The 24,843-nt window shown below is 61.7% G+C and carries 23 protein-coding genes; 15 read left to right on the top strand and 8 right to left on the bottom strand.

Going from position 1 to position 24,843, the window contains the following annotated elements; all coding sequences use genetic code 11:
* Positions 1-22: 22 nt before the first annotated feature.
* The 5 genes from AD666_RS05460 to AD666_RS05440 are packed head-to-tail and all read left to right on the top strand — an operon-like array spanning position 23 to position 3,998.
* Positions 23-988, top strand: coding sequence for a sulfonate ABC transporter substrate-binding protein (locus AD666_RS05460; protein WP_053148370.1), 966 nt, complete (start codon positions 23-25; stop codon positions 986-988).
* 26 nt (positions 989-1,014) lie between these two features.
* Positions 1,015-2,163 carry an FMNH2-dependent alkanesulfonate monooxygenase gene (gene ssuD, locus AD666_RS05455; protein ID WP_053148367.1) on the top strand — a complete coding sequence of 383 codons (1,149 nt, stop codon included), beginning with the start codon at positions 1,015-1,017 and terminating at the stop codon, positions 2,161-2,163.
* A gap of 7 nt (positions 2,164-2,170) precedes the next feature.
* Complete coding sequence (gene ssuC, locus AD666_RS05450; protein WP_053148363.1) at positions 2,171-2,953, top strand: aliphatic sulfonate ABC transporter permease SsuC; 783 nt, start codon at positions 2,171-2,173, stop codon at positions 2,951-2,953.
* Positions 2,950-3,756, top strand: a complete 807-nt coding sequence (gene ssuB, locus AD666_RS05445; protein ID WP_053148360.1) for an aliphatic sulfonates ABC transporter ATP-binding protein — start codon at positions 2,950-2,952, stop codon at positions 3,754-3,756. Before ssuC ends, ssuB begins: the two co-directional genes overlap by 4 nt.
* Positions 3,757-3,782: 26 nt before the next feature.
* On the top strand, positions 3,783-3,998 hold the full coding sequence (locus AD666_RS05440; protein WP_053148357.1) for a molybdopterin-binding protein: 216 nt from the start codon (positions 3,783-3,785) through the stop codon (positions 3,996-3,998).
* A gap of 85 nt (positions 3,999-4,083) precedes the next feature.
* Here the strand turns inward: AD666_RS05440 and AD666_RS05435 are convergent, their stop codons facing one another.
* Positions 4,084-4,719 carry a TetR/AcrR family transcriptional regulator gene (locus AD666_RS05435; RefSeq protein WP_053148353.1) on the bottom strand — a complete coding sequence of 212 codons (636 nt, stop codon included), beginning with the start codon at positions 4,717-4,719 and terminating at the stop codon, positions 4,084-4,086.
* Between the two features lie 229 nt (positions 4,720-4,948).
* A complete protein-coding gene (locus AD666_RS05430) occupies positions 4,949-6,325 on the bottom strand; it encodes a glutamine synthetase family protein (protein ID WP_053148350.1) in 1,377 nt (458 codons plus the stop codon).
* A 604-nt stretch (positions 6,326-6,929) separates the two neighbouring features.
* On the opposite strand from AD666_RS05430, the gene AD666_RS05425 reads away from it, so the two are divergent.
* From AD666_RS05425 to AD666_RS05395, 7 genes are all read left to right on the top strand, one after another.
* Complete coding sequence (locus AD666_RS05425; protein ID WP_053148347.1) at positions 6,930-8,288, top strand: glutamine synthetase family protein; 1,359 nt, start codon at positions 6,930-6,932, stop codon at positions 8,286-8,288.
* 56 nt (positions 8,289-8,344) lie between these two features.
* Positions 8,345-9,709 (top strand): aspartate aminotransferase family protein, encoded by a 1,365-nt coding sequence (locus AD666_RS05420; RefSeq protein ID WP_053148345.1) that lies wholly within the window; start codon positions 8,345-8,347, stop codon positions 9,707-9,709.
* Positions 9,710-9,889: 180 nt separating this feature from the next.
* On the top strand, positions 9,890-10,987 hold the full coding sequence (locus AD666_RS05415; RefSeq protein WP_053148343.1) for a polyamine ABC transporter substrate-binding protein: 1,098 nt from the start codon (positions 9,890-9,892) through the stop codon (positions 10,985-10,987).
* A gap of 183 nt (positions 10,988-11,170) precedes the next feature.
* Positions 11,171-12,268, top strand: a complete 1,098-nt coding sequence (locus AD666_RS05410) for a polyamine ABC transporter substrate-binding protein (protein WP_053148340.1) — start codon at positions 11,171-11,173, stop codon at positions 12,266-12,268.
* A 66-nt stretch (positions 12,269-12,334) separates the two neighbouring features.
* Positions 12,335-13,477 carry an ABC transporter ATP-binding protein gene (locus AD666_RS05405; protein ID WP_053148338.1) on the top strand — a complete coding sequence of 381 codons (1,143 nt, stop codon included), beginning with the start codon at positions 12,335-12,337 and terminating at the stop codon, positions 13,475-13,477.
* Positions 13,474-14,394 carry an ABC transporter permease subunit gene (locus tag AD666_RS05400; RefSeq protein ID WP_053148336.1) on the top strand — a complete coding sequence of 307 codons (921 nt, stop codon included), beginning with the start codon at positions 13,474-13,476 and terminating at the stop codon, positions 14,392-14,394. The genes AD666_RS05405 and AD666_RS05400 overlap by 4 nt, the downstream gene beginning before the upstream one ends.
* Positions 14,391-15,278 carry an ABC transporter permease subunit gene (locus AD666_RS05395; RefSeq protein WP_053148334.1) on the top strand — a complete coding sequence of 296 codons (888 nt, stop codon included), beginning with the start codon at positions 14,391-14,393 and terminating at the stop codon, positions 15,276-15,278. Before AD666_RS05400 ends, AD666_RS05395 begins: the two co-directional genes overlap by 4 nt.
* Before the next feature lie 60 nt (positions 15,279-15,338).
* Here the strand turns inward: AD666_RS05395 and AD666_RS05390 are convergent, their stop codons facing one another.
* From AD666_RS05390 to AD666_RS05380, 3 genes are all read right to left on the bottom strand, one after another.
* Positions 15,339-15,680: a carboxymuconolactone decarboxylase family protein gene (locus AD666_RS05390; RefSeq protein ID WP_003206631.1), complete on the bottom strand. Its 342-nt coding sequence runs from the start codon at positions 15,678-15,680 to the stop codon at positions 15,339-15,341.
* Between the two features lie 102 nt (positions 15,681-15,782).
* Positions 15,783-18,188, bottom strand: coding sequence for a penicillin acylase family protein (locus AD666_RS05385; protein WP_053148332.1), 2,406 nt, complete (start codon positions 18,186-18,188; stop codon positions 15,783-15,785).
* Positions 18,189-18,274: 86 nt separating this feature from the next.
* Positions 18,275-18,862 carry a DUF6436 domain-containing protein gene (locus tag AD666_RS05380; RefSeq protein WP_053148330.1) on the bottom strand — a complete coding sequence of 196 codons (588 nt, stop codon included), beginning with the start codon at positions 18,860-18,862 and terminating at the stop codon, positions 18,275-18,277.
* Between the two features lie 107 nt (positions 18,863-18,969).
* On the opposite strand from AD666_RS05380, the gene AD666_RS05375 reads away from it, so the two are divergent.
* On the top strand, positions 18,970-19,917 hold the full coding sequence (locus tag AD666_RS05375; protein ID WP_053148328.1) for an alpha/beta hydrolase: 948 nt from the start codon (positions 18,970-18,972) through the stop codon (positions 19,915-19,917).
* 133 nt (positions 19,918-20,050) lie between these two features.
* Here the strand turns inward: AD666_RS05375 and AD666_RS05370 are convergent, their stop codons facing one another.
* Positions 20,051-20,794 (bottom strand): DUF2059 domain-containing protein, encoded by a 744-nt coding sequence (locus AD666_RS05370; protein WP_053148326.1) that lies wholly within the window; start codon positions 20,792-20,794, stop codon positions 20,051-20,053.
* A gap of 140 nt (positions 20,795-20,934) precedes the next feature.
* Here AD666_RS05370 and AD666_RS05365 point away from each other — a divergent pair, with 140 nt between their 5' ends.
* Together AD666_RS05365 and AD666_RS05360 are read left to right on the top strand one after the other, a co-directional pair.
* On the top strand, positions 20,935-21,564 hold the full coding sequence (locus tag AD666_RS05365) for a 2OG-Fe(II) oxygenase (protein ID WP_053148324.1): 630 nt from the start codon (positions 20,935-20,937) through the stop codon (positions 21,562-21,564).
* A 2-nt stretch (positions 21,565-21,566) separates the two neighbouring features.
* Positions 21,567-22,058 (top strand): DUF523 domain-containing protein, encoded by a 492-nt coding sequence (locus tag AD666_RS05360; RefSeq protein WP_053148322.1) that lies wholly within the window; start codon positions 21,567-21,569, stop codon positions 22,056-22,058.
* A 45-nt stretch (positions 22,059-22,103) separates the two neighbouring features.
* Here AD666_RS05360 and AD666_RS05355 read toward each other — a convergent pair whose 3' ends face one another.
* A complete protein-coding gene (locus AD666_RS05355) occupies positions 22,104-23,477 on the bottom strand; it encodes a GTPase/DUF3482 domain-containing protein (protein WP_053148320.1) in 1,374 nt (457 codons plus the stop codon).
* A complete protein-coding gene (locus AD666_RS05350) occupies positions 23,470-24,837 on the bottom strand; it encodes a DUF2868 domain-containing protein (RefSeq protein ID WP_053149659.1) in 1,368 nt (455 codons plus the stop codon). The genes AD666_RS05355 and AD666_RS05350 overlap by 8 nt, the downstream gene beginning before the upstream one ends.
* Between the last annotated feature and the right edge of the window lie 6 nt (positions 24,838-24,843).

Below are 24,843 nucleotides of genomic sequence, written 5' to 3'. Positions count from 1 at the left end.
CACAGCAAAAAGGAGAGGCGCCATGCGCACTGTCATTTTGCGTCGCGGGCTGGTCGCTCTGTTTGCTGCGGCTGTGTCCTTCGGCGCTACTATCCAGGCTCAAGCCGAGACGTTGCGGATCGGTTATCAGAAGTACGGCACCCTGGTGCTGCTCAAGGCCAAGGGCACCTTGGAAAAACACCTCGCCGCCCAGGGCGTGGATGTGCAATGGACTGAATTCCCCGGCGGCCCGCAATTGCTCGAAGGCCTCAACGTCGGCTCCATCGACTTCGGCGTGACCGGTGAAACCCCGCCGGTGTTTGCCCAGGCGGCGGGTGCCGATCTGCTTTACGTCGCCTACGAACCGCCGGCACCCAACAGCGAGGCGATCCTAGTGCCCAAGGGCTCGCCGATCCAGTCGGTGCAAGACCTCAAGGGCAAGAAGATCGCGTTGAACAAAGGTTCCAACGTCCATTACCTGCTGGTACGAGCCCTGGAAGATGCCGGCCTGAAATATTCCGACATCCAGACCGTGTTCCTGCCTCCGGCCGATGCCCGTGCCGCATTCGAGCGTGGCAGTGTCGACGCCTGGGTGATCTGGGATCCGTACCAGGCAGCCGCCGAACAACAGTTGCAAGCGCGCACCTTGCGTGACGGCAAGGGAATCGTCGACAACCACCAGTTCTACCTCGCCACCAAACCCTATGCGCAAAAGAACCCCCAGGTCATCACCACCCTGGTGGAAGAGGTGCGGGCGGTAGGGGAGTGGTCCAAGGCCAACCCCGAAGACGTGACCAAACAGGTATCGCCACTGCTAGGCCTGCCTGCCGACATCACTCTGACGTCGGTGAAACGCCAGGGTTACGGTGCGTTGTTCCTGACGCCGGAAGTGGTCGCGGCACAGCAGAAAATCGCCGACAGCTTCTATCAGCTCAAATTGATCCCCAAGCCCTTGAGTATCAGGGACGTGATCTGGACGCCACCGGCGGCCGTTGCGAACGCGCAGTAATCCGATTTCCTTAGGAGACCACTCCAATGAGCCTCAATATTTTCTGGTTCCTGCCCACCCACGGCGACGGCCATTACCTTGGCACCGCCGAAGGCGCTCGCGCCGTCGACCACGGCTACCTGCAACAGATCGCCCAGGCGGCGGATCGACTGGGTTTCGGTGGGGTGCTGATTCCCACCGGACGTTCCTGCGAGGACTCCTGGCTGGTGGCCGCTTCGTTGATTCCCGTGACCCAGCGCCTGAAATTCCTCGTTGCCTTGCGCCCCGGGATCATTTCTCCGACGGTGGCGGCGCGCCAGGCTGCGACCCTGGACCGGTTGTCCGGCGGCCGGGCACTGTTCAACCTGGTCACTGGCGGCGACCCGGATGAGCTGGCGGGCGATGGCCTGTTCCTCGATCATGAGGCGCGCTACCAGGCTTCGGTTGAATTCACCCGCATCTGGCGTCGTGTGCTGGAAGGCGAGACGGTGGATTACGACGGCGAGCACATCAGCGTGAAGGGTGCCAAGCTGCTCTATCCACCGATCCAGCAGCCGCGTCCACCGCTGTACTTTGGTGGATCTTCCGAAGCGGCCCAGGATCTGGCGGCCGAACAGGTGGAAATGGTCCTGACCTGGGGCGAGCCGCCGGAAGCCGTGGCGGAAAAAATCGCCCAGGTTCGGGCCAAGGCCGAGAAGCTCGGCCGTACCGTGCGATTTGGCATCCGCCTGCACGTGATCGTGCGGGAAACCAATGCCGAGGCCTGGCAGGCGGCCGACCGATTGATCTCCCACTTGGACGACGACACCATCGCCCGTGCCCAGGCGTCCCTGGCCCGTTTCGATTCGGTGGGCCAGCAGCGCATGGCCGCGTTGCATGGAGGGCGGCGCGACAAGCTGGAAGTCAGCCCCAACCTTTGGGCCGGCGTGGGGCTGGTTCGCGGCGGTGCTGGTACGGCGCTGGTGGGCGATGGCCCGACCGTGGCGGCGCGGGTCAAGGAATATGCCGACCTGGGGATCGATACGTTCATCTTCTCGGGTTATCCACACCTGGAAGAGTCCTACCGCGTGGCGGAATTGCTGTTCCCGCACCTGGACGTGGAACGCCCGGAATTGCCGAAGAGCGGCGGTTATGTGAGCCCGTTTGGTGAAATGGTCGCCAACGACATTCTTCCCAAAGCCGCGTCCCAGAGCTGAGGCGGCCATGAAGAAAGTTATCCACAACCTGGCGCCCTGGGCGGTGCCGCTGCTGTTGCTGGCGATATGGCAACTGTCGGTGTCGGGGGGCTGGTTATCCACGCGGATCCTGCCGGCTCCGGTGGCGGTGATCGAGGCCGGGGTGAACCTGGTGCGCAGCGGCGAGATCTGGACGCACCTGGCTATCAGTGGCTGGCGTGCGGTGGTGGGTTTCCTGATTGGCGGCGGCATCGGCCTGGCCCTGGGTTTCATCACTGGTTTGTCGAAATGGGGCGAGCGTCTGCTGGACAGTTCCGTGCAAATGCTCCGGAACATCCCGCACCTGGCGCTGATTCCGTTGGTGATCCTGTGGTTTGGTATCGACGAGTCGGCGAAGATTTTCCTGGTGGCCCTCGGCACGCTGTTTCCGATTTACCTCAACACCTATCACGGCATCCGTAACGTCGACCCGGCGTTGGTGGAAATGGCCCGCAGCTATGGTTTGTCCGGCTTCAGCCTGTTTCACCAAGTGATCCTGCCGGGCGCCTTGCCTTCGATCCTGGTGGGTGTGCGCTTTGCCCTGGGATTCATGTGGCTGACGCTCATCGTGGCGGAGACCATCTCTGCCAGTTCCGGCATCGGCTACCTGGCGATGAATGCCCGAGAGTTCCTGCAGACCGACGTGGTAGTACTGGCGATTCTGCTGTACGCCGTGCTCGGCAAGCTTGCCGACCTTGCCGCCCGTGGGCTCGAGCGGGTCTGGTTGCGCTGGCATCCGGCGTACCAGGTCAACAGGGGAGGTGTCGCATGACTGCGCAACAACCTCCGCGCCTGTTGCAAGGCATTCCGCTGGCGGTGCGCAACCTGCAAAAGACCTTTGGCTCGCGCCAGGTGCTGCGGGACATCGACCTGCACATTCCCGCCGGGCAATTCGTGGCAGTGGTCGGGCGCAGCGGTTGTGGCAAAAGCACCTTGCTGCGTCTGCTGGCCGGCCTCGATCAGCCTTCCGACGGCCAGTTGCTGGCCGGTTCTGCACCGTTGAGCGCTGCACAACAGGACACGCGGCTGATGTTCCAGGAGGCGCGCTTGCTGCCCTGGAAAAAAATCATCGACAACGTTGGCATCGGGCTCAAGGGCAACTGGCGGCCACAAGCGCTACAGGCGTTGGAATCCGTGGGCCTGGCCGATCGTGCCCATGAATGGCCGGCGACATTGTCCGGTGGACAGAAGCAACGGGTGGCCCTGGCCCGGGCCCTGATTCATCAGCCACGGCTGCTGTTGCTCGACGAACCCCTGGGAGCGCTCGACGCGCTGACACGTATCGAAATGCAGCAGTTGATCGAACGCCTGTGGCAGCAACACGGTTTTACCGTGCTGCTGGTGACTCACGATGTCAGCGAAGCAGTGGCCATTGCCGACCGGGTGATCCTGATCGAGGACGGCCAGATTGGCCTCGATCTGGCCGTCGACCTGCCACGCCCACGGGCACGCGGCTCTCATCGGCTGGCTGCCCTGGAAACCGAAGTCCTCAACCGCGTGCTGTCCTTGCCCGGCCAACCGCCGGAACCCGAACCCGTTTCACCCTTGCCCACGCAGTTGCGGTGGGCGCAATAACCTCATCCAGAAAAGGAATCGACACCATGACCATCAAAGCCATCAACGTGCGTAACCAGTTCAAAGGCATCATCAAGGAAATCGTCGAAGGCGACGTGCTGTCGGAAATCGACGTCCAGACCGCTTCCGGCATCGTCACTTCCGTGATCACCACCCGCTCCGTAAAAGAGTTGGAGTTGACGATCGGCAGTGAAGTGATTGCTTTCGTCAAATCGACAGAGGTATCTATCGCCAAGTTGTGAACAATGTTCCATCCACAGCCCCGGATGGCGTGAGCCCTTCGGGGTTTTTTTAGTGACGGATGAGAGGTGCGAGTGGCTGAGACCGTCAGATGACTTGTCGCTTGGGCAGATACGGCGGCAGATACAACCCCAGGTACGCATCGAACACCCGCATGCCTTCCTCCGCCATGCGCGGGGTGATCTGGCCGTGTTGTTGCACCGAGCGGGCATAGACGCGGTCGCCCAGTTCCATGGCGAGGGCGAATACATCGACGTCATCGGGCAGTGTCGGCAGTTCGAAATGGTGGGCGAAGAGCTTGTGCATCAAGTCGCCCAGCTCCAGGTCGTGCTGACGATCGGCCTGGGTGACTTCGGTCAGGCCATGTTGGGCCAGGATCAGCTGGCGGGCGGCGGCGTCCTGGTCGTAGATCGTCAGCATGCGCTGCTCCACCAGTCGCGACAGGTCGCGCCAACCGCTTAGAGATCCATGATTGATCGGCGCTTGCAGGCAAGCACGGAAGGCCGCGTGGACGTCGGCGGTCAGGGCTTCGAGCAGGGCCGGGACGCTGGCGAAGAAGTGATACACGGAAGAAGGCGGAATGCCGGCGCGTTCGGCAACGCTGTAGATGGACAGGTTGCCCACACCTTCGCTCGCCAGCAGCGTGCGGGCAGCATCGAGAATCGAGTCGATCCGAGCCTGGCTGCGTGCGCGAGGTTTGCGAGGGCTGGCGATGCGCGTCATGGAGGTCTCCTGCGGGGGCTGCCGGGCATTGTACGAGCCGGGAGATAGGTTGTCTGCTCGGCTGCCATCGCGAGCAGGCTCGCTCCCACATAGGATCTGCGGGGGAGGCCACAAAATTGGAGGCACTCAATATCCTGTGGGAGCGAGCCTGCTCGCGATCCGCCGAAGGCGGCCATAAAAAAACGCCGCAGGCCGTGAAGGCCTGCGGCGTTTTCTCTACCGCAACCGCTTAAACGGTATGCAGATACCAGTTGTACTCGAGGTCGGAGATGGAGTGTTCGAATTCCTCCAGCTCACTCTCTTTGCAGGCCACGAAGATATCGATGTATTTCGGGTCGATGTACTTGGCCATGACCTCGCTGTCGTCCAGTTCCCGGAGGGCGTCGCGCAGGTTGTTCGGCAGGCTCTGTTCGTTCTGCTCGTAGCTGTTGCCTTCCACCGGTGCGCCCGGCTCGATCTTGTTGACCAGGCCATGGTGCACGCCCGCCAGTACGGAGGCCATCAGCAGGTACGGGTTGGCATCGGCGCCGGCGACGCGGTGTTCCAGGCGCACGGCATCGGCCGAGCCGGTCGGTACGCGCAAGGCCACGGTGCGGTTGTCCAGGCCCCAGGTCGGGGAGTTCGGCACGTAGAACTGTGCGCCGAAACGACGGTAGGAGTTGACGTTGGGGCAGAGGAACGCCATCTGCGCGGGCAGGGTCTCGAGCACACCGCCGATTGCGTGACGAAGCGCGGCGTTCTGCTCGGGATCCTCACTGGCAAAGATATTGTTGCCATCTTTGTCCAGAATCGAAATGTGGACATGCAGGCCGTTGCCCGCCTGGCCCGGATACGGCTTGGCCATGAAGGTGGTGTCCATTTCATGGTCATAGGCGATGTTCTTGATCAGACGCTTGAGCAGAACGGCGTAGTCGCAGGCTCTCATCGGGTCGGCCACATGGTGCAGGTTCACTTCGAACTGCGCCGGGGCACTTTCCTTGACGATGGCGTCGGCGGGGATGCCCTGCTCCTTGGCGCCTTCCAGGATGTCCTGGAGGCAATCGACATACTCGTCGAGGTCGTCGATCAGGTAGACCTGTGTGGAATGGGGGCGTTTGCCGGAAATCGGTGAACGGGGTGGTTGTGGACGGCCGTTCACGTTCTCCTGGTCGATCAGGTAGAACTCAAGTTCGAAGGCCGCGCAGATGGTCAGGCCCAGCTCGTCGAACTTGGTCACGACCTGGCGCAGGACTTCGCGAGGGTCAGCGAAGAAAGGCTCGCCTTCGAGCTCGTGCATGGTCATCAGCAGTTGCGCGGTCGGGCGCTTTTGCCAGGGTTCGTTGGAAAGAGTGCCGGGGATCGGGTAGCAGATGCGGTCGGCATCGCCGATGTCCAGGCCCAGGCCGGTGCTTTCCACCGTCGAACCATTGATGTCCAGGGCAAACAGGGAGGCCGGCAGGTTGATGCCTTTCTCGTAAACCTTGTGGAGGCTGGTGCGTTCGATGCGCTTGCCACGCACCACACCATTCATATCCGCAATCAGAAGGTCAACGTACAGAACCTCAGGATGTTCCTTAAGGAACGCGTTCGCTTCGTTAAGCTGAACGGCACGCGGGGGTACCGACATGATGCAACACCTTTGTTGTTAAAAATATCAATCATTGATCTCTTTGAAACCCAGTCAACCCGAACGGCATGCCGAAGTCAAGCAGGGCCTTTTTTGCCCTAAAAAAGCACCTGGGGGGCTTTTTTGAGGCAATTTGGGGCGTTTTTATCCCTTTAAAGGTCGTGGCGCCCGCAGGCTTGAGCGGGCCGTATTGTATTTTTTACGGGGGTGTTGTGTAAAAAAATGAACAAGGCTAAGCTCGATTCAAACCCATAACAGCAATAATACCGGGGTGTTTCATGTCTCGCCTGCCGTCCCAACGGCGTCACCCGCTGTCCCGGCAAATTGGTTGGCATGCTCGTCGCATCCGTGGCGATAAGCGCCGCCAGGCCATGATGAAGGTCATCGGGCACTTCTCCATGTCGATTTCGCCCCTGGTGTACCGGCCGTCATCATCGTCCAATATTCTGGACGCTCTGGACGAAACTCTCTTTAGCGGCTCTCCTTTCAATGTAGAACCTTTTCCCGGGCATTTGTCGGGCAGAGGCAACACAACGCGACGCCGATGCGTCAAACAACCCCTGACTACCCTTGGCAGCCAGGAAAATCACGCCTAGAGGCATTTATGAGTAACAACCTCGACCAGCTCACCGATTGGTTGAAAGACCATAAGATCACAGAAGTCGAATGCATGATTGGCGACCTGACCGGTATCACGCGGGGCAAGATCTCGCCGACCAACAAATTCATTGCCGAAAAAGGCATGCGCCTGCCCGAGAGCGTTCTGCTCCAGACCGTTACGGGCGACTATGTCGAAGACGACATCTATTACGAACTGCTGGACCCGGCGGACATCGACATGGTGTGCCGTCCGGACGAAAACGCGGTGTTCCTGGTGCCTTGGGCCATCGAACCCACCGCCCAGGTGATCCACGACACCTATGACAAGCAGGGCAACCCCATCGAGTTGTCGCCACGCAACGTACTCAAGAAGGTACTCAAGCTCTACGCCGACAAGGGGTGGCAGCCGATCGTCGCGCCGGAGATGGAGTTCTACCTGACCAAGCGCAGCGACGACCCGGACTTCCCGCTGCAACCGCCTGTCGGCCGCTCCGGCCGCCCGGAAACCGGTCGCCAGTCTTTCTCCATTGAAGCGGCCAACGAATTCGATCCTCTGTTCGAAGACGTCTACGACTGGTGCGAGTTGCAGGAGCTGGACCTCGATACCTTGATCCACGAGGACGGCACGGCGCAGATGGAAATCAATTTCCGTCATGGCGACGCCCTGTCCCTGGCCGATCAGATCCTGGTCTTCAAGCGCACCATGCGTGAGGCCGCGCTCAAGCACAATGTGGCTGCCACGTTCATGGCCAAGCCCATGACCGGCGAGCCGGGCAGCGCGATGCACCTGCATCAGAGCATCATCGACAAGGAAACCGGCAAGAACGTTTTCTCCAATGAAGACGGGACCATGAGCGAGTTGTTCCTGCATCACATCGGCGGGTTGCAGAAGCTCATCCCCGAGCTGTTGCCGCTGTTCGCGCCCAACGTCAATTCGTTCCGCCGCTTTTTGCCGGATACCTCGGCGCCGGTGAACGTGGAGTGGGGTGAGGAGAACCGTACGGTTGGTCTGCGGGTACCGGATGCCGGGCCGCAGAACCGCAGGGTGGAAAACCGTCTGCCGGGTGCCGATGCCAACCCGTACCTGGCCATCGCCGCCAGCCTGCTGTGTGGCTTCATCGGCATGGTAGAAGGCCTCAACCCGAGCGCCCCGGTAGTGGGCCGTGGTTATGAGCGGCGCAACCTGCGCTTGCCGCTGACCATCGAGGACGCTCTTGAGCGCATGGAAAACAGCAAGACCATCGAGAAATACCTGGGCAAGAAGTTCATCACGGGCTACGTCGCGGTCAAGCGGGCCGAGCATGAAAACTTCAAGCGCGTCATCAGTTCGTGGGAGCGGGAATTCCTGCTCTTTGCCGTCTGATGCGCCGGGCGGGGCGGCCAAGGCCGCTTCGCCCCCACCGATAAAGGAGAATCCGCATGACCCGCAACAATCCGCAGACCCGTGAATGGCAAGCCTTGAGTAGCGATCATCACCTGGCGCCGTTCAGCGATTTCAAGCAGCTCAAGGAAAAAGGTCCGCGCATCATCACCCGCGCCAAGGGTGTCTACCTCTGGGATAGCGAAGGCAACAAGATCCTCGACGGCATGGCCGGGCTCTGGTGCGTGGCGGTCGGTTACGGCCGCGATGAACTGGCCGATGCCGCCAGCCAGCAGATGCGCGAGCTGCCTTATTACAACCTGTTCTTCCAGACGGCCCACCCGCCGGCGCTGGAATTGTCCAAGGCCATCGCCGAGGTCGCTCCGCCAGGCATGAGTCATGTGTTCTTCACCGGGTCCGGTTCCGAAGGCAACGACACCATGCTGCGGATGGTCCGCCACTACTGGGCGATCAAGGGCCAGCCGAACAAGAAGGTCATCATCAGTCGCAAGAACGGCTATCACGGTTCGACCGTGGCCGGCGCGAGCCTGGGTGGCATGACTTATATGCACGAGCAGGGCGACCTACCGATCCCGGGCATCGTCCATATCGCCCAGCCGTACTGGTTCGGTGAAGGCGGCGACATGAGCCCCGAGGAGTTCGGCCTGTGGGCCGCCAACCAACTGGAAGAGAAGATTCTCGAAATCGGCGTGGACAACGTCGGTGCGTTCATTGCCGAGCCGATCCAGGGTGCGGGTGGCGTGATCGTGCCGCCGGACAGCTACTGGCCGCGAGTAAAGGAGATCCTCGCCAAGTACGACATCCTGTTCGTGGCCGACGAAGTGATCTGTGGTTTCGGCCGTACCGGCGAGTGGTTCGGTACCGACTATTACGGTCTGAAACCCCACATGATGACCATCGCCAAGGGGCTGACTTCCGGCTATATCCCCATGGGCGGCCTGATCGTGCGCGACGATGTGGTCGCGGTGCTCAACGAGGGTGGCGACTTCAACCACGGGTTCACCTATTCCGGTCACCCGGTGGCGGCTGCGGTGGCCCTGGAGAACATCCGCATTCTGCGCGAAGAGAAAATCATCGAGCGGGTCCACGGCCAAACGGCACCTTATTTGCAGAAGCGCCTGCGGGAACTGAACGATCACCCGTTGGTGGGTGAAGTGCGCGGGGTCGGTTTGCTGGGGGCGATCGAACTGGTCCGGGACAAGGCCACGCGCCAACGTTATGAAGGCAAGGGCGTGGGCATGATTTGCCGGCAGTTCTGCTTCGATAACGGGCTGATCATGCGGGCGGTGGGCGACACCATGATCATTGCGCCGCCGCTGGTAATCAGCGAGTCCGAGATCGACGAGTTGGTGACCAAGGCACGGCGCTGCCTGGACCTGACTCTGGGTGCGTTGCAAGGCTGAGTGCTAGGCTCTGAGCGAGGCGCTTTGAAGGGCTTCGCCCGGTGCGAAAAGGCTGGGTATATGTGTTGAAAGCCTGCCCTGTAACTTGCCAGACTACCGCCTGTTCAAGTTGCCCGCGAGCCGGCTACTGAACTGTGGCTAAGAAGAATAACTGGAGCATCATCCATGAAGGCATTAGGTATGAAGATAGCTGGCAAGACCCTCCTCGCCATGTCCCTGATGGGCGTGATGGCAGGTGCCGTCCAGGCGGACGACAAAGTGCTGCATGTCTATAACTGGTCCGACTACATCGCCCCGGACACCGTCGCCAAGTTTGAAAAAGAGACGGGGATCAAGGTGGTGTACGACGTATTCGACAGCAACGAAACCCTGGAAGCCAAGTTGCTGGCCGGCAAGTCCGGTTATGACATCGTGGTGCCGTCGAACAACTTCCTGGCCAAGCAGATCAAGGCGGGGGTCTATCAGCCGCTGGACAAGTCCAAGCTGCCAAACTGGAAGAACCTCGACACCGACCTGCTCAAGGCAGTAGGCGATGCCAGCGACAAAGGTAACCAGCATGCCTTCCCTTACATGTGGGGCACCATCGGTATCGGCTATAACCCCGAGAAGGTCAAGGCAGCACTGGGTGTCGACAAGATCGATTCCTGGGATGTTCTGCTCAAGCCGGAAAACATCGCCAAGCTCAAGAGCTGCGGCGTGAGCTTCCTCGACTCGCCGACCGAAATGATCCCGGTGGCGTTGCATTACCTGGGCTATCCGACCGACAGCCAGGACAAGAAGCAACTGGCCGATGCCGAGGCGCTGTTCCTCAAGATCCGTCCATCGATCAGCTATTTCCACTCTTCCAAGTACATCTCCGACCTGGCCAACGGCAACATCTGTGTCGCCGTGGGTTATTCGGGTGATATCGAACAGTCCAAGTCCCGTGCCGCCGAAGCCGGTGGCAAGGTCAAGGTGGCCTACAGCATTCCGAAAGAAGGCGCTGGTTCGTTCTACGACATGGTCGCCATTCCAAAGGATGCCGAAAACGTTGAGGCTGCCTACAAGTACATGAACTTCCTGATGAAGCCGGAAATCATGGCGGAAATCACTGACAACGTGCGTTTCCCGAACGGCAACAAGGCTGCTACCCCGCTGGTGGACAAGGAAATCTCCGGAGATCCGAACATCTATCCATCGGATGAAGTGAAAGCCCATCTGTATGCAATCAGCGACTTGCCGCCCGCTACCCAGCGGATCCTGACCCGCAGCTGGACCAAGATCAAATCCGGTAAATAAGCCGGCCTGAGGCACCTTCCTGTTGTCGCCGCCATCGCGGCGGTTGGCAACAGGAGCAATTAAATAATTAAAAGTTTTGCTGGATCGGTTTATCGAGGGTAAGTTGCGCGCCGGTTTTGTTGCAGGGCTCTCGTGGCCGGTAACAGGGGGCAACTTGGGCCCAACTATATAGAGGACCTCCACGTGCCAGTCTTTTCTTTGTTACGCAACGCCTTGCTGGTCAGTGCAGGCCTGACGCTCGCGGTCAGCGTCCAGGCTGCCTCCACCGTGCATATTTATAACTGGTCGGACTACATCGGCGAGTCCACGCTGGCGGATTTCGAAAAAGCCACCGGGATCAAGCCGGTGTATGACGTATTCGATTCCAATGAAACCCTGGAAGGCAAATTGCTGGCGGGTCGTACCGGCTATGACGTGGTCGTGCCGTCCAACCATTTCCTGGGCAAGCAGATCAAGGCCGGGGCGTTCCAGAAGCTCGACAAGGCGCAATTGCCCAACTATGCGAACCTCGACCCTTCGCTGCTCAAGCGCCTGGACAAGAACGATCCGGGCAACCAGTACGCCGTGCCTTATCTGTGGGGGACCAACGGCATCGGCTATAACGTCGAGAAGATCAAGGCGGTGCTGGGCGTCGACAAGATCGACTCGTGGGCCATGCTGTTCGAGCCGGAAAACATCAAGAAACTGTCCAGTTGCGGCGTCTCGTTCCTCGATTCCGGTGACGAGATGATTCCGGCCATGTTGAATTACCTGGGCCTGGACCCCAACAGCGAAAACCCTGAAGACTACAAGAAGGCCGAGGCCCAGCTCCTAAAGATCCGGCCCTACGTGACCTACTTCAATTCCTCCAAGTACATCTCCGATCTGGCCAATGGCGAGATCTGCGTGGCCGCCGGTTTCTCCGGGGATATTTTCCAGGCCCGCGAACGTGCCAGCGAGGCCGGCAAGGGCGTCGAAATCGCCTATGTGATCCCAAAAGAAGGCGGCAACCTCTGGTTCGACATGCTGGCGATCCCACGTGACGCCACCAACGTCAAGCAGGCCCATGCGTTCATCAACTACCTGCTCGAGCCTGAGGTGATCGCCAAGGTCAGCGATTACGTCGGATATGCCAACCCGAACCCCAAGGCTGGCGAACTGATGAATCAGGAGGTGCGCACTGACGAAGCGGTCTACCCACCCCAGGCGATCGTCGACAAGCTCTACGTCAACTCCGAGTTGCCGCCCAAGATCCAACGACTCATGACCCGAAGCTGGACCAAGGTCAAGTCGGGTAAATAGCAAAAACGCTCTAACTCAAGGTTCGCCCGCGAGGGGCGAACTGTAAATTCTGTGGGAGTTTCGTAAATGGCAGTTGCCTCCGGCGCCTATAAGAAAGCCCTCGAGGGCGACCACGCACCCAAGCAGGTGTTGGTCAAGATCGACCGGGTCACGAAAAAGTTCGACGAGACGATTGCCGTGGACGATGTGTCCCTGGAAATCAAGAAGGGTGAGATCTTCGCCCTGCTCGGCGGTTCGGGATCGGGCAAATCCACCTTGCTGCGCATGCTGGCCGGGTTCGAGCGACCCACGGAAGGGCGCATTTTCCTCGACGGTGTGGACATCACCGACATGCCGCCCTACGAGCGGCCGATCAACATGATGTTCCAGTCCTATGCCTTGTTCCCCCACATGACCGTGGCGCAGAACATCGCGTTCGGCCTGCAGCAGGACAAGATTCCCAAGCCCGAGATCGATGCCCGCGTGGCCGAGATGCTCAAGCTGGTGCAGATGAGCCAGTACGCCAAGCGCAAGCCTCACCAGCTCTCCGGCGGCCAGCGTCAGCGCGTGGCCCTGGCCCGTTCCCTGGCCAAGCGCCCCAAGTTGCTGCTGCTCGATGAACCGATGGGCGCCCTGGACAAAAAGCTGCGCTCGCAGATGCAGCTCGAACTGGTCGAGATCATCGAGCGGGTGGGCGTGACCTGCGTCATGGTGACCCACGACCAGGAAGAGGCCATGACCATGGCCGAACGCATCGCGATCATGCACCTGGGCTGGATCGCTCAGATCGGTAGCCCGATCGACATCTACGAAACCCCGACCAGCCGGCTGGTCTGCGAGTTCATCGGCAACGTCAACATCTTCGAGACCGAAGTGGTGGACGACGCCGAGGGCCATGCGGTGCTGACCTGCAAGGACCTGGATCGCAATATCTACGTGGGCCATGGCATCAGTACGTCGGTGCAGGACAAGTCTGTGACCTACGCCATCCGCCCGGAAAAACTGCTGGTGACCGCCGAGCAACCGACCTGCGAGCACAACTGGTCCAGTGGCAAGGTCCATGACATCGCCTACCTGGGCGGTCATTCGGTGTTCTACGTCGAGTTGCCGAGCGGCAAGCTGGTGCAATCCTTCGTCGCCAACGCCGAACGCCGCGGCCAGCGGCCGACCTGGGGCGACCAGGTGTTCGTCTGGTGGGAAGACGACAGCGGCGTGGTGCTTCGCTCATGAACATGCGCAAACTCAAGCGTCGACTCGCCCGAATAACGCCCGGTGGCCGTCAACTGGTCATCGGGGTGCCCTTCATCTGGCTGTTCCTGTTCTTCATGCTGCCGTTCTTCATCGTCCTGAAGATCAGCTTCGCTGAAGCCGACGTCGCGATTCCGCCGTACACCGAGATCTATAGCTACGTCGACCAGAAGCTGCAGATACTGCTCAACATCGCGAACTACGCGATGCTCAGCGAGGATGAGCTGTACATCGCCGCTTACCTGGGCTCGCTGAAAATGGCCCTGATCAGCACCGCCCTGTGCCTGTTGATCGGTTATCCGATGGCCTACGGCATCGCCAACGCCCGCAAGGAAACGCAGACGGTGCTGGTGCTGCTGATCATGATGCCGACCTGGACCGCGATCCTGATCCGCGTCTATGCGTGGATGGGCATCCTCAGCAACAACGGTTTGCTCAACGGCTTCCTGATGAGCATGGGGTGGATCAGCGAACCCTTGCAGATCCTCAACACCAACCTGGCGGTGTACATCGGCGTGGTCTATTCGTACCTGCCATTCATGATCCTGCCGTTATACGCCAACCTGGTCAAACACGACCCTAGCTTGCTGGAGGCGGCGTCCGACCTGGGCTCCAGCACCTTCAACAGCTTCTGGAAAATCACCGTGCCGCTGTCCAAGAACGGCATCATCGCCGGCTGCATGCTGGTGTTCATCCCGGTGGTGGGCGAATTCGTCATCCCGGAACTGCTGGGCGGCCCGGAAACCCTGATGATCGGCAAAGTGCTGTGGCAGGAATTCTTCAACAACCGTGACTGGCCGGTGGCATCCGCCCTGGCGGTGGTGATGCTGGCGATCCTGATCGTGCCCATCATCCTGTTCAACCGCAGTCAGGCCAAGGAAATGGAGGGCAAGGAATGAAACGCTTTCGTTTTTCCAGCCTGATGCTGGTGTTGGGATTGTTGTTCATCTACGCGCCGATGGTGATCCTGGTGATCTTCTCGTTCAACGCCTCGAAGCTGGTGACGGTGTGGGGCGGCTGGTCGATCAAGTGGTACGTCGGCCTGCTGGACAACACCCAACTGATGGGGTCGGTGGTGCGTTCGCTGGAAATCGCCTGCTATACGGCGGTGGCGGCTGTGGCTCTGGGCACGTTGGCGGCTTTCGTGCTGACCCGCATCACCCGCTTCAAGGGGCGGACGCTGTTCGGTGGCCTGGTCACCGCGCCGCTGGTGATGCCGGAAGTGATCACCGGTCTGTCGCTATTGCTGCTGTTCGTCGCCATGGCGCAGATGATCGGCTGGCCCCAGGAGCGCGGCATCGTCACGATCTGGATCGCTCACACGACGTTTTGCGCCGCCTACGTGGCAGTGGTGGTCTCCTCGCGCCTGCGTGAGTTGGACCTGTCCATTGAAGAGGCCGCCATGGATCTCGGTGCGCGGCCATGGAAGGTGTTCATCCTGATCACCATCCCGATGATCGCACCGTCGCTGGCGGCGGGGGGCATGATGTCCTTCGCGTTATCCCTGGATGACCTGGTACTGGCAAGCTTCGTCTCCGGCCCCGGTTCCACCACGTTGCCGATGGAGGTGTTCTCGGCGGTGCGCCTGGGCGTCAAGCCGGAGATCAACGCCGTGGCGAGCCTGATCCTGCTGGCCGTGTCGCTGGTGACGTTCCTGGTCTGGTACTTCAGCCGTCGGGCTGAGGAAAACCGTCGGCGGGCCATTCAGCAAGCCATCGAGGAAAGCGCTGCCGACTCCTGGAAACAACCGCAGGTGCGCCGGCCGGAGACCGTATCGGCCTAGAGACCAGGCAGCTCCCCTGCGGGAGCGAGCCTGCTCGCGATAGCAAGGGAATCGCCCGTTTCATTTCTTCAACGCGTCATGAGCCTCGAGGGCCCGCAACGAATAGATGTACGCCGCGCCAGCGTTCAGCGAAACCGCAGTGGCCAGGGTGGCGGCGATTTCCTCGCGGGTAGCACCGGCCTTGATGGCCGCGTCGGTGTGTACACCGATGCAGCCATCACAGCGGGTCGTGATCGCCACGGCGATGGAAATCAATTCGCGGGTCTTGGCGTCGAGCACGTCGTTTTCGGCGGCAGCTTCATCCAGGGCCATGTAGGCCTTGACCATTTTCGGGTTGCTTTTGCCCAGCGCGCCGAAGGCGCTTTTGATAGTGGGCAGCAGTTCGGACCAGTTGTTGAACATCGCATTGACTCCTGTAGTTGGGGGGCAGGGCATCGAGCCCTTGTAGTCTTGACCATCCATGGCGATCAAGCCGTTTTCATGACGAAATGCACGGCACCCGACTCATGGCGTCCTGGCCGGCAGTAGCTTCAAGGTTTCGCGGGTGTTTGCCGTCACTTCTTCCTCGGCCAGGTGCGCCTGGTGATACACGCCTTCGATGTACGCCTCGGCCTGATCCTCGTAATGCTTATCGAACGGCACACCACTCTGGCCGACAGGGTTGATGGTGACGCTGTGGCTGGGGTCGGCGAAGTCGATAATGCGCCGGGTTGACGGGCCATAGGTCACCGGCCACGGGGCGGGGCCGATTTTCGCCGAGAGGTTGTTGGGCACCTCATGGGTGCCCGGCGCGGCAAAGGGGCCGACATTGAAAATCCGGTCCAGCGGTTTTTGCATGCCCAGTGGATGGCCGTGGGTCAGGGTGTGGGCCTTGCCCCACTGCCATTGCATGGGGTCGTCACCGAGGGTCGCCTTCAGGTGCGCCAGGCTCCAGGTCCAGGCGATTTTAACGATGTCGGTGCGGGTCTCCGTGCCCAGTGTCGAGCGGTCGTCCCACCAGGGTGAATCCTGGGAAGCCGCCAAGCGTGGAAGGGCGGCATCGATCACCCGAGTCGACAGCGCGGTGTCGAAGAACCCGTCCCCCAGTTCATCGTGCAGGGCGGCGTCGGCCAGGTTGAACAGGAACTGGTTGAACAGTGTGGCGCTGACGGAATCCACCGGGTAATCACCCTGCCATTGAGCCAGTTGTTCGACGAATTTGCGTTCCCGCGGGTCGCTGGCCACCTCTCGCAATACCGGCAGCAGCGGCGCGAGCAGCCGAGGTCCGTAGGCGGTGGTGGTGCCCAATTGCAGTTTGCGCGTGGTCTCGATGTCCCACTTTGCCTGCTTGTCGCCCAGCTGCTGGTTGAGTTGCTGACCGCGGTCGGCGAGGTTGTAATACCCGGGGATTTCCATGCCGCTGACTGTCACTGGTTGGAAATTCGCCGAGACAATGTAGCCCCGGTCCGGGTTCTCTTCCTGCGGGTTGCTGCTGAACGGGTAGAAACCCTCTTTGTCCGCCTCGGGGTTGCTGCCATCGAGAATGAAGCCAGGCTTTACGCCAGCCGGTCGCTTGGGCAGTTGCGCCGCGGCCCACCAGCCGATGTCGCCCTTGGCATTGGCCCACACGACGTTCAGCCCGGGCGCGTGGATCTTGGCTGAGGCGCCACGGGCCTTGGTGAGGGTATCGGCGCGATTGAGCTGGTAAAACGCCTCGAGGATCGGATTGCGGCTTTCCAGCAAACCCCACCACATGGCGACCGGGGTCTTGCCGGCATGCGCACCAAGGGCGTCGTTGACGATCGGGCCATGGGGCGACTGGCGCAGCACTAGCGTCACCGGTGCCTGGCCTTTGACCGCGATCTGCTGTTCGCTGCGGGTCATGTCCACCCATTGGCCGTGATACCAGACCTGCTCGGGATTGTCCGGGTTGACCTTCTCGGCGATCAGGTCCAGATCGTCGTTCTGGAACATGGTGACGCTCCAGCCGAAATCCTTGTTCATGCCCAGCGTTGCAAAGGGCATCAGCGCTTGGTAATGCCCATAGAGCTCGAAACCTGGCGCCGACAGGTGCGCCTCATACCACACCGAGGGCGCCGAAAAGCGGATGTGCGGGTCGCCCGCCAGCAACGGCTTGCCGCCATGAGTGCGGCTACCGGATACCGCCCAGGCATTGCTGCCTTCGAACTGCGGCAGGCCATTATCGGCGAAGGCCTGCTCGCTCAGGTGCGCCAGGGCGTTGAGGTCTTTCCAGTCTTTTGCGGTCAACGGCAGGCCGCTCTTGCCTGCCTCGGTCAGCACCCCTTGGGGCTGCCATTCAAGGTCGAAGATGTTCAGGTATTCAGGGCCCAGTTGATCGCGCACGTAGGTCAACAGCGGTTCGGTACGAAAGGCCGCGGCAAAACTGTAGGCCATGTAGCCGGTGATGCTCACGGTGTCTTCAGCCGTGAAGGGACGCTTGGGAATACCCAATACATCGAATTCCAACGGCCGGGTGTGGCTGTCCTGGTAGAGGTTGATACCATCCAGGTAAGCCTGCATTGCCAGCCACGCCGGGGCTTGCCGATCCTGTTCGGCCACGTAGGTCGCGGCGCGCTCGCGAATGCGCAGGCTGCGCATGAGCTTGTCGGTATCGAGCAGTTTCGGCCCCAGCACCTCGGCCAGTTCGCCACGGGCGAGCCGGCGCATGATCTCCATCTGGAACAGCCGGTCCTGGGCATGGACGTAGCCAAGGGCGCGGTACATATCGGTTTCGTTCCCGGCGTGGATATGCGGCACGCCCCGCTCGTCGTAGCGCACCGTGACTGTGCCGTGCAACCCTGCCAGTTGCACGGTGCCTTGGCGGGTCGGTTGCTTGCTGTAGAGGTAGCCGCCCGCGACGATGATGGCGGTGACGACGAGCGAGAGAAGTGCGATGAGGCTGCGTTTCATGAAGCTTCCTTTGCCGATGACGCGCTGTTTTCTTCCTGTTTAACATGCCGCTGCCTGTCGGTGCATCGTTCGTCGCAGGGTATTGTCTAGGGTTTGGCGGAAGTGTCCTCGCCCCACGGGCAATAACAACCCACTGCCAGCGTATGGGTAGCGCTGACCGCTCGGCCGACGCTCAACGCCTCGAGAATAGGCTCGATAAAGCTGTTGTTCGAGTTGCAGGTCAGCCCTTCACTGTAGGGGCCGAAGTACGCCAGTTGGCCGCTGCGATCCCAGATTGCCACGGCCGGGCTGGCGGGAATCCGGTCTGAACCGGGGAGCGCGGCGAGGGGCTTGAGGCGGTTCAGGGTGGTGGGCAACTGACCTTGGCTGCCGGTCTTTTGCACCGCATAGAACTCGACACCTTGCGGTACGTATTGATCGACCAGTTCGGAAAGATGCTGCTGGTTGCCGACGTTGCACGGACATGCCGGGTCCCAGAAATGTACCAGGCGGATCGCACCCGGGCCGGCCAACTCCGCGGGCAGGCGCAAGGGATCGCCGGAGAAGAGCGCAGTATGTTGGCTGAACGCGCGCAGGAAACGACCCTGGAACCAGTCATAGGCCACCCATAAAACGGCGGCGCACCCGAGGACGAGCAGGCTGGCAAACAGGGTCGTGCGGTGGGACGGGCGCATGGAGTCGATCCTCTGGGGGCGGGTAGCTTGCCATGGCTGGCGCGACAGATGAATATCGCAGGCTGACAAAGTCCGTTTTGCGCGATGCGCTCTGCCTGGAAATATTGATGCCTGCCACTTTCGACCCCGATCACCTGCGCGCCAGCCTGCCATCCCTGGCCCAGTGGCAGCCGCTGTCCGAGCAGGCGCAGGCCTACCAGCACTTTTATAGATTGGATTTTCCCCAGCGCAGCATGCGCAAGGGGCTGGGGCGCTTCGAAGTCGACGGGTATGAGTTGGTCGGGCAAGTCTGGTGGCCTGAAAAAGCCGTGGCGACGGTATTTGTATTTCATGGCTACTACGATCATATGGGACTGTACCGGCACTTGATCGAGTGGGCCCTGGAACAGAAATTCGCGGTCATCGCATGCGACTTGCCGGGGCACGGGCTGTCGAGCGGCGAACGCGCCAGTATCGGCGATTTCGCCGAATACCAGGCTACGTTGCAGGGGCTGTTGGCCGAGGCCGTGACGCTAGGGCTGCCGCACCCCTGGCACCTGTGTGGGCAAAGTACAGGCGGGGCGATTGTGGTCGATCATGTGCTCAACCACGGCGCCCAGAGCCCGGCCCAGGGGCAGGTCATTTTGCTGTCACCCCTGGTGCGGCCACGGGCATGGGGTTGGTCGCGCCTGAGTTACTACCTGCTCAAGCCTTTCGTGAACGGTATTGCCCGGCGCTTCAGCGAGAACTCCACCGACCCCGGTTTCCTGCCGTTCCTGCAGGCCGACCCGTTGCAACCGCTGCGTTTGCCCACCGCGTGGGTGGGAGCGCTGGCGCAATGGATCAAGCGTATCGAAGCCGCTCCCAGTAGCCCGCGCCGGCCGTTGATCGTGCAGGGGCAGGCGGACATGACGGTGGATTGGAAGCACAACCTGCAAGTGCTGCGTAGCAAATTCGATCGACCCCAGGTGTTGATACTACCCGAGGGCCGGCATCACCTGGCGAACGAAGCGCTGGCGATGCGTCAGGAAATGTTTGGGTTCTTGAGCAAGCGGATGAGTCGGCTCCGGGATTGACCTGAATATGGCTATCGCGAGCAGGCTCGCTCCCACAGGAGATCGAGTGAAGCCGGATTTCGCGACAGGCCACGATCCCATGTGGGAGCGAGCCTGCTCGCGATGGGCGTAATCCCAGGCGCTGAAGTTCTACCTACTGCCCCAGATTCTGCCCCACCGCCAAACCCGCCCGAATCGCCGCCAGCGCCGCTTGATAATAAGCCTGGCCCTCGGCCGATTCTGCGAAGGTGGCGAACTCTTCCAGTTCCGTATCCGTCAGGTCGCGGTAGACGTAGAGCAGGGTATTGTTCAGGTCGGCGCCGATCTGTTCCATCAGCCGCTGACGCTGGCCGTTCAGCATGCTCTGGGTCTGGCCAGCGCCCAACAGGCCGGGGATCATCGAACTCAGGCTGTCGGCCGCCACGCCGGCAATCGCCAGGCTGACTTCGGCGCCGGCCTCACGGGCGGGCAGTGCCTGCGCCAGGTGGCCGATGATCAGCAGGCGGTTGTCGCTGGCCTGCATCTTGGGCAGGCCTCTGGCATTCTTGGCCAGTTGATCGCGACGTGTGGCCAGCAACTCGGCGGCCACCACCTTGCGACCCAGTGGCGACTGGAAGAAATCCAGGGCCGGCCCCGGGTTGCCGAGATGCTTGCGCAGTTGTGCCTCGGCCCTCTGATCCATGGCCTGTGGGGCAAAACGTTGATTGCTGTTGTTCACCAGCGCCTGGAAGACCGCCGGCGGCAGGCTGTTCTGATAACGCTGTTGCGCGGCGCTCAAGGCATCGTTGAAATGCGCGCGCTGTTCCGGCCAGCCGGCGACCTTGTACAACTGGTCGTAGCTGTCTGCCCAGGCAGGCAAGACGCAGAACATCAACAGTGAGAAAAGCAAACGGCGCATAGGGACTCCTGTCAGCAGCCGACTATTCTCCGTGGGGTGTGGGGTCTTGTCGAGAATTCGTATCAAGTTCGTACGACAGTGCCACCCGCAGCGCCAAACCCGCTGCGTGGCGCTGTTGGTTTTACCGGCACAGGCATACTATGCGCGCCATGCAAATACCTTCTGATCACCCGCTGCTGTTACGTATCGTGGACGACCTCGCCGAGCGCGGCTGGTCGCAGCAGGACCTTTTTCTGTCGGACGATTTGACCCGTGCCCTGGCGGCCGAATGTCGCCAACGCGCCGCCGAGGGCGAACTGGCCCCGGCCGCTGTCGGACGCGGACCGTTCTCGGAAATCCGTGAGGGCATTCGGGGCGATCGTATCCAGTGGATCGAACCCGGTCAGGCGCAGGCCTGCGACCGTTACCTGGGCCTGATGGACAGCCTGCGCGAGGCGATGAACCGGGGGCTGTTCCTGGGCCTGGAAGATTTCGAAAGCCATTTCGCCCTGTACCCACCGGGCGCGTTCTACCTCAAGCATGTCGATCGCTTTCGCGACGACGATCGGCGCATGGTGTCGGCGGTGTTGTACCTCAACGACGATTGGCTGCCGGACCAGGGCGGTCAACTGCGCATGTACCTGGACGGCGCCGAACATGACGTACTGCCCAGGGGTGGTTGCCTGGTGGTGTTCCTGTCGGGCGATATCCCCCATGAAGTGCTGCCCGCCACCCGCGACCGCTTGTCCTTGACCGGCTGGTTCCGGCGCCGTGGCAACGAGTTGTTCTGAGCATGGAAAGGATCCTGGTCAGTCGCTGCCTGCTCGGCCATCGTGTGCGCTATGACGGTGGTGCCAGCGGGCCGTTCGATGTGCTGCAGCAATGGCTGGACGAAGGCCGGGTCGTGCCGCTGTGCCCGGAAGTCGCAGGTGGCTTGCCCACGCCTCGGGCACCGGCGGAGATTGCCGGTGGGCAGGGCGTACGTGTGCTCGACGGCGAGGTTGCAGTTGTCACCGCCGATGGCGAAGACGTCAGCGCCCAGTTTTTATCCGGTGCCCGTCAGGCGCTGGATCAGGTCCGTGAGCACGGCATCCGGATCGCCGTGCTCAAGGCCAACAGCCCGTCGTGCGGTAACCTGCTGACCTATGACGGGACGTTCAGCGGTGTGAAAGTCCGTGGCGAAGGCGTGACCGCTGCGTTGCTCAAGCGCCATGGCGTGCAGGTGTTCAGCGAGTTGCAATTGCCGGAAGCCGCAGCGGCGCTGCAAGCCTTGATCAACGAATAACTCCGATCGAACCGGCTTCCGTGGCCGTTTCTCCTGGACTGATTATCAAAGCTGCCCGGCCAATTGCTCAATCTGCTCCTGCCGCTCAGCCTGACTCAAGCGTGGCTGTGGGTTGAGCGATGACCACTGTGGATAAGCTCGGGCCTTGGTCAGGGCTTCGGGAAGCTTGCCTTCGCGCCAGCTTTTGTCCTGGGGCGTGGCGATGCGGATGCTTTCCATCGCCGCATGGCCGCGCTGATTGAGGGCTTGCAGCAGTTGTCGCTGTCGCAGGGCCAACAGGCGCAGCACGCTGTCGTCCACGGTCAATTCTCGTTGCCCCTTGAGCTTGCCCAGCAGCCGGTTGCCGTAGCCGCGGGCGGTTTGCACGGCGCCGCCGGCGATGGCGCCTGCCAGCGCGGCGGCACCCAGGGTCAGGCCACCCACCAGCAAATCTACGCCGGCACCGGCCGCGGCGCCCGCCGCGATCCCGCCGCCGACGCGCACCCCCAGTTGTTTGAGGGTTTCGGGATTGAACAGGTCGTCACCCCAGCGACCGTCCAGCAGCGGCAGATCGCTCGCCGCCGCGTCCTGGGCGCGGAAAGCGAACAGCTTGAGCAAAGCTTCGACGCAACGCTGTTCGCGCTGACGGACTGCGCTACGCAATTCGCTGATGGCCTGGCGTTCCAGTTCGGGATCGCTGGCGACACTGCGGCGGCAGGCGGCGCAGTCAATCAGTAATTCAGCGATCAGCCGCGCCGCGCTCTGCTGGCGGGCCTGGCGTTGGGCCTGTTGATCGGCGACCAGCCGCTCCAGTTGCCCACGAGCGCCTTCGAGCAACAGCGCGAGGCTCTCATACAGGCGGCGCTCGCCATCCTCCGGCGGGACCACGCTGTCAAAGCGCACCAGCGCATGCAGCCCCAGCCGCGCCAAGGCTTCGCGCCAGGCCTGTTCGCGATGGTTGGCGCTGCTGACAAAATTCAGCACCGGCAGTAGCGGCTTGCCACAACTGGCGAGTACCTCTAATTCGTCGCGATACTTGGCCAGCACCGGTTCCCGGGCATCGATGACATACAGTCCGGCATCGCTGGCAAGCAGTTGCCGCAATACCTTGGCCTCTTGCTCGAAACGCTGCCGGGCTTCGCTGCCCTCGAGGAAGCGAGCCAGGCGCGCCGGGCCGTCGAGGCGTTCGCCGGGACGCTCCAGGCGCTCCAGGTAATCGAGCAGGGCGATGGCGTCCTCCAGGCCCGGCGTGTCGTACAGCTCCAACAGCGCTTCGCCGTCCACCGACAGGCGCGCACCTTCGACGTGGCGGGTGGTGCTCGGCCGGTGGGAGACTTCGCCAAAGCCGACGTCACGGGTCAGTGTGCGCAACAGGGAGGTCTTGCCAACATTGGTATGACCGACCACGGCCAACTTGAGCGGTTTAATCGGATCAGTCATGGCCGCTCTCCAACCAGTTCAAGGGCGCGCAATCGGCGAAGGGCAGTTGCAACTGTCGCAGCGCCGTGTGCCAATCCCCCAGACGCTCGGCGTCCAACGCTTCGCCGGCCGGTGCCTGCAACAGCCAGACGCGGGTGGTGCTGGCGCTGCGGGCCAGCTCGGCGATCAACGCCAGGCTGCCGCGGTCCGGCGAGCGCCGAGGGTCGCAGGCAATCGCCAGTCGCGCGGGTGGAAAGCGCGACAATTGTTCCAGGAGCTTGTTGCGGGACTCGCGGCTGTCGAGGATACCGGCGTTCTTCACTGTGTCCGGTAGTTTCGGAGGCCAGGGTCGATCGTCCAGCTCGATGGCCACCAACAGCGCGCCGTCGCTTTGCGCCGCACCGGCTGCCGGCTCGATCCGATGCAACTGCGCGGGTGCGGCGTCGTTGATGCCCAGTCGTTCGCTGCTGGGCATCAGGTGCTCGCGCAATTGAGCGTAGCCCGGCAGGTTCAAGTCCAGACACAGCCGCGCCCGGCCACGTCGCCAACGCCATAGGCAGAGCAACGCCAGGCACAGGCGCGGCAACACCCCGTAGACCAGCAGCACGCCGACCAGCCAAGCGGCCCAGGCCTGGCGTGCGGTCTCCAGATTGAGGGCACCTTCGCCGCTGGCGCGGATCATGTCTATGGTCGGCACACTGAACCCCAACAGAGCCGGCAAGGCGCCGAGGGATCGAGTCAGGGCGACGAAGGTTTCGCCGCCGAGAATAGTAGTTTCCCAGACAAAGCCATAGCGCCGGGTCGCCATCAGCATCAAGACGATGACCAGCGCGCTGAGCATCGCCAGCGACCACAAGCCGTTGACCAGCGCGCCGAGGGCCCAGCGATTGAGCTTGTGCCGTTGCAGCAACACCAGCAACGCCGGCGCCAGTTGCGCGGCCTTGGCATCCCGGGCCAGTTTCTCACTGAGCCACAGCCACAGGCGCCCCAGCGTCGCGCCTTGCTCACCGACGAATAGCAGGCCCAGAGCCCAGCCGATGAGCAGGATCAGGTTCAGTCCCAGCAGAGTGCCCAAGGCCCAGAACACATTGACGGGTGTCTGTCCGTCACCCAGCGCGGCGAATCCCAGGCCGGCACCGCTGGCAATGGCAAGCACCGTCAATACCAGCACGGCCAGGCGCGCCCCTTGCAACCAATGGCACAGGGCTTGGGTCAGACCGTCGCGCTCGGCCAAGCGTAGGGCTCGGTGGCGGATGCGGCTGGATAAATCGCCGCCCGCCGCACGGGCCAGGCGGTTGGCTTCCTGGTCTTGCAGCGGGCCGGCATGCTCTTCACGCAGGCGTATCGTCTCGGTCAGCCAGAGGCTTTGCAATTCAGTCAGGGTTCC

This window comes from Pseudomonas sp. Pf153 (assembly GCF_001269775.1).
GTDB lineage: Bacteria > Pseudomonadota > Gammaproteobacteria > Pseudomonadales > Pseudomonadaceae > Aquipseudomonas > Aquipseudomonas uvaldensis.
The sequence above is the reverse complement of the archived record's forward strand: the minus strand, read 5'-3'. Positions and strand labels throughout refer to the sequence as shown.